General features: G+C 65.8%; 11 protein-coding genes. 4 read left to right on the forward strand and 7 right to left on the reverse strand.

Annotated features, from left to right (window positions below):
- Positions 1 to 4 precede the first annotated feature (4 nt).
- The 4 genes from GPA03_RS13110 to GPA03_RS13125 form a co-directional block, all read right to left on the reverse strand.
- Entirely contained in the window at positions 5 to 1,390 is a 1,386-nt protein-coding gene (locus GPA03_RS13110; RefSeq protein ID WP_156252437.1) for a phospholipase D-like domain-containing protein, read from the reverse strand.
- Positions 1,387 to 4,797 carry a serine/threonine-protein kinase gene (locus GPA03_RS13115; RefSeq protein ID WP_156252438.1) on the reverse strand — a complete coding sequence of 1,137 codons (3,411 nt, stop codon included), beginning with the start codon at positions 4,795 to 4,797 and terminating at the stop codon, positions 1,387 to 1,389. The genes GPA03_RS13110 and GPA03_RS13115 overlap by 4 nt, the downstream gene beginning before the upstream one ends.
- Positions 4,798 to 5,150: 353 nt before the next feature.
- Positions 5,151 to 6,488: an SMODS domain-containing nucleotidyltransferase gene (locus GPA03_RS13120; RefSeq protein ID WP_156252439.1), complete on the reverse strand. Its 1,338-nt coding sequence runs from the start codon at positions 6,486 to 6,488 to the stop codon at positions 5,151 to 5,153.
- Positions 6,485 to 7,636, reverse strand: coding sequence for an SAVED domain-containing protein (locus GPA03_RS13125; RefSeq protein WP_206673549.1), 1,152 nt, complete (start codon positions 7,634 to 7,636; stop codon positions 6,485 to 6,487). Before GPA03_RS13125 ends, GPA03_RS13120 begins: the two co-directional genes overlap by 4 nt.
- 981 nt (positions 7,637 to 8,617) lie before the next feature.
- On the opposite strand from GPA03_RS13125, the gene GPA03_RS13130 reads away from it, so the two are divergent.
- On the forward strand, positions 8,618 to 9,097 hold the full coding sequence (locus GPA03_RS13130; RefSeq protein ID WP_162458365.1) for a GyrI-like domain-containing protein: 480 nt from the start codon (positions 8,618 to 8,620) through the stop codon (positions 9,095 to 9,097).
- Positions 9,098 to 9,108: 11 nt separating this feature from the next.
- Complete coding sequence (locus GPA03_RS13135; RefSeq protein WP_156252442.1) at positions 9,109 to 9,999, forward strand: universal stress protein; 891 nt, start codon at positions 9,109 to 9,111, stop codon at positions 9,997 to 9,999.
- On the opposite strand, the gene GPA03_RS13140 is transcribed toward GPA03_RS13135, so the two are convergent.
- From GPA03_RS13140 to GPA03_RS13150, 3 genes are all read right to left on the reverse strand, one after another.
- Positions 9,965 to 10,510 (reverse strand): flavodoxin domain-containing protein, encoded by a 546-nt coding sequence (locus GPA03_RS13140; RefSeq protein WP_156252443.1) that lies wholly within the window; start codon positions 10,508 to 10,510, stop codon positions 9,965 to 9,967. The genes GPA03_RS13135 and GPA03_RS13140 overlap by 35 nt on opposite strands.
- Before the next feature lie 121 nt (positions 10,511 to 10,631).
- On the reverse strand, positions 10,632 to 11,609 hold the full coding sequence (locus GPA03_RS13145; RefSeq protein WP_156252444.1) for a magnesium transporter: 978 nt from the start codon (positions 11,607 to 11,609) through the stop codon (positions 10,632 to 10,634).
- Positions 11,610 to 11,692: 83 nt separating this feature from the next.
- Complete coding sequence (locus GPA03_RS13150; RefSeq protein WP_156252445.1) at positions 11,693 to 12,751, reverse strand: zinc-dependent alcohol dehydrogenase family protein; 1,059 nt, start codon at positions 12,749 to 12,751, stop codon at positions 11,693 to 11,695.
- Between the two features lie 334 nt (positions 12,752 to 13,085).
- Here GPA03_RS13150 and nadE point away from each other — a divergent pair, with 334 nt between their 5' ends.
- The gene (gene nadE, locus GPA03_RS13155; protein WP_156252446.1) at positions 13,086 to 13,910 is read left to right on the forward strand and encodes an ammonia-dependent NAD(+) synthetase; all 825 of its coding nucleotides are present in this window, start codon (positions 13,086 to 13,088) and stop codon (positions 13,908 to 13,910) included.
- Complete coding sequence (locus GPA03_RS13160; protein ID WP_241681289.1) at positions 13,898 to 14,479, forward strand: cysteine hydrolase family protein; 582 nt, start codon at positions 13,898 to 13,900, stop codon at positions 14,477 to 14,479. Before nadE ends, GPA03_RS13160 begins: the two co-directional genes overlap by 13 nt.
- The last annotated feature ends 10 nt before the right edge of the window (positions 14,480 to 14,489 follow it).

Below are 14,489 nucleotides of genomic sequence, written 5' to 3' on the forward strand. Positions count from 1 at the left end.
CTCTCTACGGCTTCAGCCGTGGATCCGCGCCGTCGGTATCAAGGATGTCCAGGTAACGCTGGAAGGCCTTCTCGACCTCGCTGGGGATCTGGACAAGCGTCCCCTCCTCCATGCGGTAGGTCCGATCCGGATCGCCCTTGAACGACAACCAGTTGAAACTAGTGGTGATCCATTGGTCATCGAAGATCAGGATCTTGGCGTGGGTGTTCTCTAGACGGACCACTCGAAGTTTGTCGTATCGAGCAGCCAGATTCGTGAGCTTCCGGAGTGCAAAGTCGTCTGAGCCGCTGTCATCCGGACCATAGCCATGTCCAATATGCACATCAACGCCTGCCCTCAGGCGCCGTTCAATCGCTGCGACGAAGTCGGTGTTCACTACGCCGCCCTTTACCCACGGGGCAATGATCAGTAGTCGCCGCTTGGCGCCGTTGAGGGCCTGCGAGAGTAGTTGAGGATGTTCATGCACGCCCACGCTTCTCACAGCGATGTCTTCGACACGTTGCGGTGCAGGCGAAGCCTCCGCTGGGCCGGCATCTGATGGCCGGTCTCCGGCAGCACGGATGATGTCGACCTCCTCGCCCGAGAGGCGCTGATCTTCGAGCTCAGGGGAGAGGGTCGGTCGCGGCTCGGGTTGAGCTACCGCTACACCTAACTTCACCACGGCATCGGCAGCGGCCAGCTCCAGCCCATGGGCGGGCTGCAGGTCACCCTCGACGCACAGGCCAAGTTCGACTTCGCCGGAATCGGGGTCGCCATAGACCAGCAGCTGCGCGGGCATGTACAGGTGCAGGCTCTGAGATGCGATCTTCCGAACACGAAGCACTTCGACCTGGCGGGTGCGGTCGTCACGGGAGTCGACCAGTTCATTGAAGCGCTCGACAGTCAGGTCGCTTAGGTGGACCCGCGAGGTCTTCTTGGCAGGGAGTAACTCCATGCCTGCTTCCCGGGCGTCCCGTTTCTTGATCAGGCTGGAGCGCGCGTAGTCCTGGGTGTTCCAGACCAGTCGATCGAACGGCACGTTGAGCTGGGTCAGCACTGGCTGAACGGCAGCCAGGTTGCGCGCGGCCTCAAGTCCGAGCGCGCTCAGGCTCAACTGTCCATTCCACGCGCGTGTCACGTTGTTGCCGCTGATTTGGTCAGCGACGGCCGCAACGACTTGCTCACGCTGTAGGCCGAGAAGCCTCGCGATCTCTTCGATTTGCTTGACGCCGGCGTGGACGAATCTGAGGATGAACTCGTCGAGGAGCGGCAGTGGCTTTCGCTCCTGGGCAAGCACATCGACGCGGAGCATCGTCACCGGCACAGCCGCGTCCACGACGCTGATGAGTTGGAGTCCGGGGCGGTGGTCGCCGAAGCGGCGACGAATCATGTCTGCAGAGGTCAGGCTCATCGGGCGGCCGTCCTCAGCTCGCAGTCATCCGGATGAGATTCGACGTAACTCAACACCTTCTTGAGTGCCCCCGTTGTCCCCTTGATGAAGGCAGCGTCGCCGACGATTGTGAGGCCGAAGCGAGCGCGAGACAGTGCGACGTTGATGCGACGCCAGTAGTCGGGCCCGATGAAGCCAAGTTGCGCCTTGGCGTTGCTCCTCGTCACGGAGAAGATGGCGACGTCTGACTCTCGACCTTGGACAGCATCAACGCTCATGACCGTGACAGTCAAGTGGCGCAGCCGATCGCGCATTGGTGCGAGTTGCTGCTGCAAGTCCGCCACCTGAGCGACGTACGGAGCGATGACAAGCACATCAAGCTGAGTGTTGCCTTCCGGGAGTCGAATGACCTTCTTGTCGATGGCACCGTTGAGCACCTTGAGCCGCTCACCAATGATGCGGGCTTCGGCACGGTTGGCATAACTCGTGCCCTTGCCATGCGGCGCGGCCTCACGGCGGGCGTCGCCGTGGGCGGATGTATCGAGCCACAGGACCGGCTTGCCGTAGCCGAGGGTGTACCCTTCCAACCCACCTTCGTTCGGGGATCGCAGCTTCCCGTCGTAGAAGCACGTCGAGATCATGTCCCCGATCGGCCGGATCATTCGGTACTGCTGATTGAGCATGACTTGAGAGTGCTCCGGCAGGCGATCGGTCAGCCTTTGAAATAGCGTCTGTTTAACATCGTCCGGCAGGAGCTGGTGATCGTTCAGCAATTCCTTGTTGCGGAGGAGGTCCTCGTCAATCGGAGGCAGTTGATTCGTGTCTCCGACTATAATCCAGCGCTTGGCGCGGGAGACAGGGACGAGCGCTTCCGTGAGCGTGGCGCGTGACGCCTCGTCCACGATGCATAGGTCAATTTCGAGGTGGCGAACAGCGGGATGACGGAGGAATCCGACGCAAGTGCCGGCGACGACGCTCGTCTGATCGAGAAACGCCGTGGCGAGTCCGGAGTCCGATGCGATGCGCTGTAACCACTCGCCCTGCAGCTTCAGCCTGGTGAGAAGACCTTGAGCGTCGTCGCTCTCTCCGATTAACACGTCGACTGCGTTGCCGGCATCCTTGGCGCTCATCGCGGCCGACAGGGTGAGGTCCCCTGCGAGTTCGGTCTGAGCTTCCTGGAGGAGTTCGTCGCGAAGATCGACAAGTGCGTCGACCCGCTCCTGGACGGAAGTTGAGGACTTCGGCTCGGAGAGCGACGTCGCAAGGTCGGAGGTCGGTTCCTCGTCGTCCTCTAGGTCCGCGCGTTGCAGGTACTCAAGTTGTGTGATCGTCGCCTCCAGCTGCTGAAGAGCCAAGGCTCCTCGGAGGTGGGCCGGCGCAAGCCCTGCTTCCATTGCGCGGATGCCAAGGTGGCTTTCGGCGTTTTTGCGGACCGTCCGTGCCCAGCGCTTCATTTGCGCTTCGAGGAGCAGATGTCGGACTGATTCATCAACGCGCTTTGGGTCTGCGCTCGCCAGACGGACCATGTTGACGAGGCCACCCGCCTCCAGCCGCTGCAGCGCGTTGTCGACGGCGACGTTGGTCTGGGACGCGATGAGTATCCTGGCTGTGGCGTTGCATGCCAACGTCTGTTCGACCAACTCCGCGATGAAGCTCGTCTTTCCAGTTCCTGGTGGTCCTTGGACGACGAAGACGTCGGGCGCCCCCAGCGCTGTCTCGATCGCGTGCTGCTTTCGTTCGTCGAGCTCGCGGTTCCAGTCCGCAATCGCAACCGGCTTCGGCTCACGGTTACGGCTAGGTTCGAGCAGGAGCTCACGGAGGTCAGGGCGAGCCGACTTGTCGCGCTGGACATCGTCTACGGCTTGACGTTGGCGGTTGAGGGCTGCTTCATCAGGGCCAAGGTGCGGGTCGAGCACCGCGCGGTCGGGCAGGCCCTCCCACCGGCGGGCACTGAGGATCACTACCTGATCGACATCGTGGTCGATGACCTCGCCCCAGCCGAACTTGCGGTCGGTTAGCCGGTCCCTGACACGCCACTCCGTCCCCACCAGGTCGTGGTCCGCGGGCGACTCAAGCGTGAAGGTCGCTTCGCGACCCCGCGCCTGCCACCTGCGATAGGGGATTGGCTTCTTCTCACCTCGGGCGAGCTCCTCCCGTGCGTTCAGGACTCGTCGCCAGGTGTCGAACAGCTCGTCCCCATCGCGATCTCGAGCCTGGTCGGAGTCAGGTTGATCCTTAGGTTCGTAGTAGGCGTCGATTGCGTCGAGGAGGGTCGCGATCCCACGCCGAGCCAGTGCTTGGTTCGGCGGCTGGTTGAAGGTCCACTCGAAAGCTCTTGGTAGGGCAAGCGAACGCCGCCGATGGTTCTCCAAGCGATCAAAGTCAAGTTCCGCGGCCTTGATGATGGCGGCGCCACTCTCGTCATGCTTCAAGGTGAAGCTCCAAGACTCGCCATCGAGTCGAATGCTGTCGCGCTGCAACGCTCCGGACGCCCTGTCAGTGAAGAACGACGCGTAGACCTCGCCAGATAGGTCGGCCTGAGCCTTGCCAATGGCTTCTTGTCGAGAGTCGTCGCTTCCACCAAGAGATCGGGTGGCCGCCTTCGTCAGGCGGAGCCAGATGGGATTGCGCTCGACCTGCTGCTGAGCCTGGCGCCGCACCTGGACCGACTTCAATGCGCCCAGCAGGTCGCTGGCGTTCTTCGGGCGGTCGTCGGGCTGGGTCGCGATGCATGATTCCAAGACGCGACGCACGTCTGGTGGGACTGGAATCGATTCCAGGGCGCGCTCGACGCCAGGATGGTCTCTGAGTTGCTCGGAGCTCATGCACTGAATGAGGAGTACACCCATGGAGTACACGTCACGGACGTAGCGGATATCTGCATTCAGCTCAGGCGGCGCGTATGGTTTTGAGTGCCAGGCGGCGACGGTAGCGGAAGTCGTTTGCTCGTCCCCCCGAATCTTTGCGATGCCGAAGTCGGCCAGAAATGGAACACCTTGGTTGTTGACGAGCACGTTCTGAGGCTTGATATCGCGGTGCTCGATTTGCTTCAGGTGCGTGTAGGCGAGTGCATCGATCAGCGGGATGGCGATTTCTGAAGCGAGTCTGTCCCAAGAGCCCCAAGGTCCGGACGCCTTCAAGACGTCGTCGAGGTTCTGCTCTACCCAATCTAAGACGAGGTAGTACGTGTCAGTCTCGTCGATTCCAGCCGCTCGGCACCTGACGATGTTGGGATGTGACAAGCTCTGTAGCGTCCGCGTCTCATTGTTGAAGACCCTCCGGGTGACGTCATCAGATTGACCTGAGAGCAACTTGACTGCGACGAACGACTCGTCCCTATCGTCGATGCCCTTGCGAACGACGGAGAAAGTTCCGCTACGGCGCTCCATCTTGAGGAGCAAGAAGTGCTCGCCGATGACGTCTGGCACGTCCCGTACTCCTTCGAATGATCGTCACTGGTCCCAAGGTCCATCGAAGCACAAGGTTCCGACGTCACGCGCCCCTTCCGAGAGGTGGTGGGGCTGGCGGAGCGCCGGTAGCGGCGTGATGCCTGGGTGAGAAGGTCGGAGCGCTGACTACTCTCATCGTGGTTTGCTTGTCGGCTCGCTACGGAGTGCGGTCGGGCTGGGTCCCGATGTCGGCTTGCTGACGGTGGTGGTGGCATCGGTGCAGGGGCCGATGGGCCTGCAGAACTTGTGTCAAGTGCCAGCAGGAACTGCGCGGAGGTGGACAGCTCGGTAGCCGCCACAGGCGTGCTGAACAGGCCCACGACTCCGGCGTCTCACTTCGGGATTATGGTCACCTCTTGGCGTGATGTTGCCAGGGCCACCCCGTTCTTGACGGCCCATACCTGAACCCAGTGCGGACCGGCGAAGTCGGCGGTCTCTGTGATCTGCGCTCCGCGTTGTTCAATCGCGCCACGCTCCATGTGTCGCCGCTGGGCCTCGGCTCCGAAGTTGCGGACTTTCCAGTAGTACGTCACGCCTTCGACGTTGCAGTCCTCGACCTCGAACTTCAGGCGGCGTCCGATGGGGACCAGGTCTCCGGTCGATGGTAGTCGCCGGAACCGGATCATCTTGCGGGAAGCGAATCTTCCGATCATCTTGACGTGATAGCGCGGCTCGAGTCGCTCTACGATGCCGAGATCCGTGAGGGTCTGCTCACCCGGCGCCAAGCCTGTGCGCATTCCAGACTCGCCCCGGGCGTCGGCCGCCTGCAGCGCTGCTGGCTTCGCCGCTGTGCCGAAGTCCGTTCCGAATAGCGAACGCCACTTCTCGCCGCTCTCGGCGTAAGGTGCCGCGTAGGCTGTCTGCGCCTTGCTGGCCCAGGTGCGAAGCCTGCTCTTGAATGCCTCGAAGTCGGTCTGTGACCACCGGTTGGCCAGATTCTCGCCGTACCCGCTCCGGTCGTCTACGAACGGTGGGCTCGCCAGTGGGGTGAGATACGTGTCGAGCGCAGACAGGAGCGTGTTGAGCGTCGAGGCCACGCTGTTGTAGGTCGGGTCGCCGTATGGGCTGACCTGGCTGGCGAGCAGTGTTGTGAGAACGACTGAGGGGATCTCGGCGCTGCTGTGCTCTCGCAGGTACTTGACGAGGCGGACGGCCTTGACGAGGTGATAGTTGGCGGCTCTGTTCTGACCCTCGAACCACTCGGTCAGGGCGGTCGGGTCCTGCAGGATCCATCGGTTCTCTGTCCGGTGGGTGATGTACTTGCCACCTACTCGTTCCACGAACGGGACTAGGTCGACGTGGAAGGCGTCGCTGTATTGGACGCGCAGGCAGCGCTTCTTCATCGTGCTCTTGCCTGCGTAGCGGGCCGACGCTTCGAACGCTCGCTGGAGCGAGGGAATGTAGTCCTCCGGCTCCCAACCGTCGACTTCGTTCATGGGGACGAGCACATCCGCGTCGTAGTCCTTGCCCGTGACCGGTCGGATGATCGTCCGGCGGGCGTAGGAGCCCTGCGGAATGACGTCGTCGTTGACATGCTCACCGACGGTGGGAGATTCGTTGATGAAGTCGTTGAGGGTGGATACACGGCTTAGCAGGTTGTCCCAGCGGGTCTGGTTGATGTTGACGTGGTCGTTCAGGAATGTCTTGAACTCTTCGTTGCAAGCGCTCACGCCGGGATCTCCAATGCTCGCTGGTATCGGGTGTCCTCACCGAGCTCGTACATGACCATCGCCGGGTCGGCGTAGGGTCGGTGGAATCTCCCGATTGCGACAGCAGCGGGGGCCGGGACTGCCGCGACGACATGCAGTCGATTGACTCCCGGGAAGTCGTTCTCGAGCTGCGCGAGCAGCCGGCGCCACGCGCGCCCGAACGAGTCGAGTGCCCGTCGGGATCCCAATAGGTCAGGGCCCGGCGCAACACTGCTTGGATGGAGTCTCACGGTGGGCAGGTCGGTCAGCTCTGCTGGTAGTCGGTCTGTCTTGACCGAGGCTGTCACGTCCATGGCGACCACGATGCTCTCCGACTCTGGACCCACGTCGGGAAGGTCGTGAACGAAAACGGGTACACCGGTCGTCTCTTCGCCCCAGCACCACGCGCGCTCGGTGTGGTCCCGTGAACGCCGGAACACGTCAACGGTCGTCTTGTCGCCGAGCTTGTGACCCAAGTACGCCAACAGGGGGATCGGCGCGAGAGCGAACACCGACAGGTGGTCGACGTGGCCGGCGGACACGGTGGCTTCGATGCCCTCGATCGCTGCGTCGATCTGCTTCATCCCTCGCTGCCACACCCACTCGTCCGACACCGGGTCGGTCAAGTTGATGGTCACGTTGTAGTTGAGGTTGCCGAGCGTGTAGGGGCTCCGCCGGCTCTCGACCAACGCGAACGCGATCTCCCGGGGCGTCGCCGCGACGGCCTGCTGTTTCACCATGCTGCGGGTCGCGATGACGAGCGTCCTGCTCTCGGTGCGGAAGTCGGTGAGCGCGGCGACCATCGTCTCGTGCTGCTCCTTGATCCCCCTAAGCACCTCGACGGTGTACACCTCCTGACCTGAGGCTGAATCAATCTTCCGATGGCACCCGTGGCACAGGAGCATGAGGTTCTCCTCCTTGTCGCGTGCGGTGAGGGAAACATCAGCGTCGCCCCGCGGCGACCTTCCGCCCTCGGTGGCGCCGGCTTGGTGCGCGATCTCGCCGATCGTCACAGTCACATCGCGAATGGCGCTCACGAGCTGCGCCTCGCCACACATCGAGCAACGGCCCGCCGCCTTCGCCCATACGCTGACGACGACGGACCGCGGCGGGTCCTTTCGCCTGCTCATGTCGGAGACACTAGAGGCGACCTCCGACAGCCCAACCTGGCGAACGGCAAGGCTGCAGCGAATGCGCGTCGTTGGCGGGCTGCCGCGAGTTGGGTGGTGGAGCGAAGGCCCGACTTGAGACCTGTGGGAGCACACGTTGACCGCTCGTGGAAGGTAGTCGAACGAGCAACGATGTGGCTCCCCCTGGACACGGCCCAGATCGTCTGAGGCCTGTTCGGCAGCCTCACCAAATGAACTAGGTTCGTGCCGTCCGGCTCATATGGATCCGACGCGGATGACGGCCGTGATCGGCAAGCATATCGCGAGGCACTTGCACGATCGATCGCGAGCATGGAGCACTGTCACACCGATGTCACATGTGGACTCCAGACCAGATCCTTGCTGGTCAGATCGCTGATGGTTCAACTCCCGCCACCTCCACGTCATGACAAAGCCACCGCGCGTCAGCGCGAGTGGCTTTTGTCATGTGTGGAGGTGTCGGGTCTCGGGAGGAGAGACACCCACCGAGGGACGAGGTGGTCGTGAGGACTGCTCCCGCCACCTCCACACGTTGAAGGCCGCCGCGCGTCAGCGCGAGCGGCCTTCGGCGTTGTCGGGTGTCGGAAGTGGGCGGGGGAGCGCGAGCTGGGCGCCCCAGGCCCGCGCGTGGCCGAGCTCGTCAGGCAGCAGCGGGCCCTCGTAGCCCTCGACCTAGAAGCTCTCCGGGCGAGGACGAGCGTGGCCTCGTGGCGCTCCAGGAGCTTGGCGGCCCACGGTGATGGCCAGCGGCGCGGCGTTCACGTCCATCCCCCGGACCTCGCCGCTGTTCTCAGGCCCCAGGCCGGCGGCTCCCGCCCCTGCGTCAGCGACCCTTCTCCCTCGTGCGTGGCGCAGGAGGCTGGGTGGTGCCGGACGGCGTACCGGGACCAAGGGCCCTGTCGCCGGTCTGGGTGCGGGAGTTCGATGGCAACGACAGCGATGTACACCATGAAGGAGGCTGTCATGTCTGAGATCCACCTCACCGAGGTCCTCGAGCAGCCGGTGGCGGCGGTTCGCCGCCGCGTGCGGATGGAGGAGCTGCAGGACACGATGGGCGCCGCGTTCGAGCAGGTGCTCGCGGCGCTCGAGGAGTCGGGTACCCGAACGGCAGGAGCGCCCTACGCGCGCTATCGAGGCGTGAGCGCAGACCTGGTCGACGTCGAGATCGGGTTTCCGGTGGAGTCGCCCTTCGCGGGGGCAGGCGATGTCGTGGGCGAGGTGCTGCCCGCGGCACGAGTCGTGGAGGCGGTGCACGCCGGGGGATATGACGCCCTCCGCTCCACGTACGAGGAGATCGAGCGCTGGATGCGGGAGAAGGGTGTGACGCCGTCGGAGGAGATGTGGGAGTTCTACGAGTCGGGGCTGCAGTCCGACCCTGACCCTGCGAACTGGCGAACCCGCATCGTGTGGCCGGTCACCGGCCTCGCCATCAGCCGGGATTGAGCAGGTCCGAGATGTCTGACGACGTTGCCACCGACGGCTGGGTCCTGGTCGGCGTCGACGGATCGGAGCACGACCCGTGCATCGTGGACTGGGCAGCAGCAGAGGCCGAGCGACGGGGCGTCGGCCTGTGGGTGCTCTTCACGGTCCCGCCCTTCACGGGCGCCGCGATCTACGACCTCACTCCCACCGCAGACCTGCTCGAGTCCGCGCGGCCGATCGCGCGGGCCGCGGCGGATCGCGCGCGCGACGAGCGCCCGGACCTGCTGGTCGTCTCGCAGGTCCTCCTCGAGGATCCCGCCTCCGCACTCGTCCGGCTGTCCGCGCGCGCCGGGGTTCTCGTCGTCGGGGCGCGCGGGCTCGGCCGGGTCGCCGGAACGCTCCTGGGCTCGGTCTCACAACGGGTCGTCGCGGGTGCGCGGTGCCCGGTCGTCGTCGTTCGTGGGCCAGCCGCGGACCCGAACGGACCGGTCGTCGTCGGCGTCGACCCCGACCACGTCGAACCTGACGTGCTGTGTTTCGCCTTCTCGGAAGCCGACCGACGCGGCGCCAGGCTGTGCCTGGCCTCTGCGAGCCTACGACCCGGCCACGGGTCAGCGCTCGTCAGCGCAGCCGTCACGTCGCGCGGCAGCTCCGCAGAGGCGGCTGCCATGACGATGCGGAAGGTCGCCGAGACGTGGTCTGAGCACTACCCGGCCCTGCCAGTCGATGTCCGGATCGTGCGCCGCCACCCCGTGGAGGCGCTGACCATGTCGGCCGCGACCGCGTGTCTGGTCGTGGTGGGTCATCGCGAGCGTGGCCAGCTCGCCGAGCGGCTGCTGGGATCTGTCACTCGCGGCATCCTGCACGAAGCGCCGGTCGTGGCCATCGTCAGGGTTGCTCGCCGCCCGCGATCGGAGCCCTGAGCTCGGCGGCCACCGCACCGGCGAGCTCGGCACCCCACGCCCGGGCACGTTCACGCTCGCCCTCACGCAACGGTCCCTCCGCGTCCTCCACGATGAAGTGGTCGGGGTGGCCGATGATGGTGAAGCCGTGCTGGCGGAGGCCGTGTGCCACGCCGCGGGCCGCACTGCCGGCGAGCGCTGAGGGCAGCTTGGTGTCGAAGGCGGCAGCCCGCCGACCGGCACCCACCGCCGGCAGTCCCACCAGCCACTCCCGAACGCCGTCGGCGATGTCACCGTGAGTACCGACCTCCTGCGGGTGCGCCAGTCCTCGCGACCACGGACGGCTCATGCCGAGGACCTGGGTGGGTGCACCGACGATCAACAGGTCGGCCGCGTTGACCACCTCTGCTGTGGCCTCGTCCACCGAGACCACCGTCGTCGTGGCTCCGGCATCCTTGGCACCTGCTGCGATCTCCGACGCGACGTCACGCGTCTGCCCGAAGTGCGTCTCGTACACCACGACGACGTCCATGATCGATCTCCTTCGCTGACGGGCGCCTGTTCTTCTACTTCCATCGTGCCGCGTGGCGGACGTCCCGAAAGGGACGAACGTCCCCACGACCGAGGTCCCTGCCTGCGAGAAGGAACCCGGCTCACAGCACGATGACGGTGGCGACGGTCAGGTAGATCGCCACCGTGAGGACGTCCTGGATCACGGTGGCCAGCGGTCCCGACCCGAACGCCGGGTCCTTGTGGAGCCGTTGGATCAGCCAGGGGAGCGCGAGGGCTACCAGGCTGGCGATGGACGACGCCGCCAGCAGCGCGAAGGCGACGGCGGTCGCGACCAGCCAATCCCCCCAGAGCGCACCGACCATGGGAAACACGAGCGCCCCGAGGATGAGGCCGAGGAGGACGCCGGTGATCACCTCACGCCTGGCCACCTGGCGCAGGCTGATCCCCAGGGAGAGCCCGCGGATCACCAGCGTCTCGGTCTGGGTGCCCACGGCGTCGGCCATGTAGACCACGCCGGGCACAAAGTAGGCGATCAGGACCTGCTGGGCGAGCTGCTCCTCGAAGCTGCCGACCACGCCGGCCGCGACGAGCGCACCGAGGAGCCCGAGAAGAAGCCACGGCAGCCGATGCCTCAGCCGTCGGACGACCGGCTCGACGGTGGTGGTCTGCGCGGCCGACGCGGAGCGGGTGAATCCGCCGAGCCGCACCATGTCCTCGTCGTGCTCCTCGAGCAGGATGCCCAGCAGCGTGGGGGCCGGCACGAGCCCGACGAACCGACCGCCGGCGTCGATCACGGCGAGCGTGGGCTCGGCATGCTGGACGGCGAGCCACGCCGCACGCTCCTGGTCCGTTGCGGGGCCCACCACTGGCGGCTCGGTGTCCATGATGTCGGCGACGAGCGTCTCTGGGGACGCGGCGAACATCCGCTCGAGGGAGACCAGGCCGAGGAGCTCGTCCGCCTCCACGACGGCGACCACCCCGGCGCTGTCGTACAGGTGTCCGCTCATGCGGGTCAGCGTCGCTCCGATCGTGTCGTGCCGCGCCGCGAGGGGGACGTTGCGCGAGGCGTGGTGCGCGGCCGTGCCGAGCTCGGCACCGACGGTCGCGGGATCGGCCATCATCAACCTTTCGGGACGGTGCGCTCGGCACCCCGCGGTGACCACGCCGTGGAGACGGGTGGTGCCGAGCGCGGCCTCGGTGCTCAGCGCGAGATGACGACCTTGAGGGCCTTCGTCTCCGCTGCACGCTCGAAGGTGTCATAGGCCTCGAGCATCTGCTCGAACCGGAACTGGTGCGTCATGAACTTCTCGGCGGGGATCTTGTCCTGGGCCACCAGCTTCAGCAGCATCGGAGTGGTCGAGGTGCTCACCAGACCGGTCGTCAGGGTGATGTCCTTGATCCACAGATCCTGCATGGCGAGCTCGACCGGTCGGCCGTGCACACCGACGTTGGCGACGTGACCGCCGGGCCGGATGATCTCGGTGCAGCCCTGGAGGGTCGTGGGGATACCGACCGCTTCGATCGCGACGTCGACGCCGAGACCGCCCTCGGTCAGTGCGCGCACCTCCTCCTGCCACCCCTCTTTTCCGCTGTTGACCCCGTCGGTAGCGCCGAACGCCATGGCCTGCTCGATGCGGCTGTCATCGAGGTCGACGGCGATGACGCGTGAGGCGCCGTAGAGCCCGAGGGTCATCATCACGGCCAGACCGATCGGACCCGATCCGACGACCGCGACGACGTCACCCGGCTTCGTGCCGCCGTTGCGGACCCCGATCTCGAACCCGGTGGGCAGGATGTCCGACAGCATCACGGCGGCATCGGGGCTGACGCCGTCGGGGAGCTTGTGAACCGAGGTGTCGGCGAACGGGACCCGGACGTACTCCGCCTGTGTGCCGTCGATGAGATGGCCGAGTATCCATCCGATGCCGCTGACTCCTTCGTCGGCCAGGCAGTGGGCGTAGAGACCCTGCTGGCAGTACGAGCAGTTCCCGCAGGCGGTGATGCAGGAGAGGATCACCCGATCGCCGACGTCGACCTTGGTCACGGCTGAGCCGACCTCGGTGACCGTGCCCACGCCCTCGTGCCCGAGGATGCGGCCCTCCGTGACTGCGGGAACGTCTCCCTTGAGGATGTGGAGATCCGTGCCGCAGATGGTTGTCGTGTCCATGCGGACGATGACGTCCGTCGGATGCTTGATCGTCGGATCGGGGACCTCGTCCCACGTCTTGCGTCCGGGACCGTGATACACCAGTGCTCTCATCGTGCGACCTTCTTTCGGTGACGCCGGCCCAGGCCGGACCGGCGTGGACAGTGCTTGTGCCGAGCTGTCGGGAGGCCGCGGGAGCGAGTCGACGCGCGCGACGAAGGGCCTCGATCGAGAAGCGTGAGGCGCCGTCGCACACGAGCACCCGACCGAGTGGAATCATGTCCGACCTGACATATCTCGAGCGTCACCCATCGCGGCCGCGTTCGACAGGGACCAAGGTCACTCGTTCGGGTCGGGTTCCAGCAGGGGAGCCGGCACACCTGACCGGACCGGGTGCCACGTGCTCGTCCGCGCCGCGAGCGTCCGTGACCCGCATTAGCGTGTGGGCATGGACAACGTTCAGCAGAGGATCGTCGCCGAGATGGGCGTGCGACCGGACATCGATCCGGCAGCGGAGGCCGAGCGGCGGGTGGCCTTCCTGAGCGACTACCTCGCGGCCACCGGTGCGCGCGGGTACGTGCTCGGCATCTCGGGCGGGCTCGACTCCACGCTCGCCGGGCGGCTCGCCCAGCTCGCCGTCGAGCGCCGGCGCAACGAGGGCGCCGACGCCGTCTTCGTGGCAGCGCGGCTGCCGTACAAGGTGCAGCTCGACGAGGACGACGCGCAGGCAGCACTCGACTTCATCGCCGCCGACGAGGTCGTCACCTACAACGTGGCGCCCGCCGTCGATGCGTTCGTGTCCTCCTACCTGACCGCGACCGGCCAACCGCTCTCGGACTTCACGAAGGGCAACACCAAGGCGCGGCTGCGCATGGTCGCCCAGTACGCCCTCGCCGGTGATCGCGGGCTGCTCGTGATCGGCACCGACCACGGCTCGGAGTCGGTCACGGGGTTCTTCACCAAGTTCGGCGACGGCGCCGCCGACGTGCTGCCCCTGTTCGGGTTGAACAAGGGCCAGAACCGGGAGCTGCTGCGGGGGATCGGAGGGCCCGAGCGGCTCTGGGCGAAGGAACCCACGGCGGACCTTCTCGACGGCGTTCCCGGCAGGCCCGACGAGGTCGAGCTGGGCATGCGCTACGAGCACATCGACGCATACGTCGAAGGTCGTGAGGTGCCGGAGCCGGTCGCCGAGAAGATCGAGGCAGCCTGGCGACGCACGCGCCACAAGCGCACCACGCCGGTCACCCCGCAGGACACCTGGTGGAAGGAGTGAGCGCCGGCGTCGCGCTGCTCCTCGTCGACCTGCAGAACGCCTACTTCGAGGCTCCGGAGCTCGCCCGCGAGCAGGACACGCTGATCGAGCGGGCGAACGAGCTCGTGCGGGCAGCGCGGGATGCTGGCTGTCCCGTGGTGCTCGTGCGGACCGTGCACGCGCGCGACAAGTCGACGTGGACGGTCAACATGCTCGAGGACGACGAGGGTTTCGCGTTCCCGGGCAGCGCGCAGGCCGCCTACGTCGATGGGCTCGACACCGGCGGTGCCATCGATGTGACCAAGACCCGGGACGACTCGTTCCACGGCACGCGGCTGCACGACGTCCTCGACGAGCTGGACGTGAGTCACCTGCTGATCGGAGGGGTGTCCACGCACAGCTGCGTCGCAGAGACCGCGATGGCAGCCTTCGCGCACGACTTCCACGCGGCGATCGCGGGGGACGTGATCGCCTCCGAGAACACACAGCTCTCGGCCGCGATGCTCGAGTTCCTCACCGACGAGCTGCGTCAACCGGTGCTGGACCAGGCCGCGTGCATCGCCCTGCTCCGCACGGGTGCCTCCGCCTAGCGAGTCGCTG

It is taken from the genome of Pseudactinotalea terrae (assembly GCF_009733845.1).
In the GTDB taxonomy this organism is placed as follows: Bacteria; Actinomycetota; Actinomycetes; order Actinomycetales; family Beutenbergiaceae; genus Pseudactinotalea; species Pseudactinotalea terrae.

Bases quoted from the DNA above. Each gene is read 5' to 3' on its own strand.
- GPA03_RS13150 (WP_156252445.1), bottom strand. From the start codon at position 12,751: ATGAGAGCACTGGTGTATCACGGTCCCGGACGCAAGACGTGGGACGAG.
- GPA03_RS13145 (WP_156252444.1), bottom strand. From the start codon at position 11,609: ATGGCCGATCCCGCGACCGTCGGTGCCGAGCTCGGCACGGCCGCGCAC.
- GPA03_RS13110 (WP_156252437.1), bottom strand. From the start codon at position 1,390: ATGAGCCTGACCTCTGCAGACATGATTCGTCGCCGCTTCGGCGACCAC.
- GPA03_RS13135 (WP_156252442.1), top strand. From the start codon at position 9,109: ATGTCTGACGACGTTGCCACCGACGGCTGGGTCCTGGTCGGCGTCGAC.
- nadE (WP_156252446.1), top strand. From the start codon at position 13,086: ATGGACAACGTTCAGCAGAGGATCGTCGCCGAGATGGGCGTGCGACCG.
- GPA03_RS13125 (WP_206673549.1), bottom strand. From the start codon at position 7,636: ATGAGCAGGCGAAAGGACCCGCCGCGGTCCGTCGTCGTCAGCGTATGG.
- GPA03_RS13140 (WP_156252443.1), bottom strand. From the start codon at position 10,510: ATGGACGTCGTCGTGGTGTACGAGACGCACTTCGGGCAGACGCGTGAC.
- GPA03_RS13130 (WP_162458365.1), top strand. From the start codon at position 8,618: ATGTCTGAGATCCACCTCACCGAGGTCCTCGAGCAGCCGGTGGCGGCG.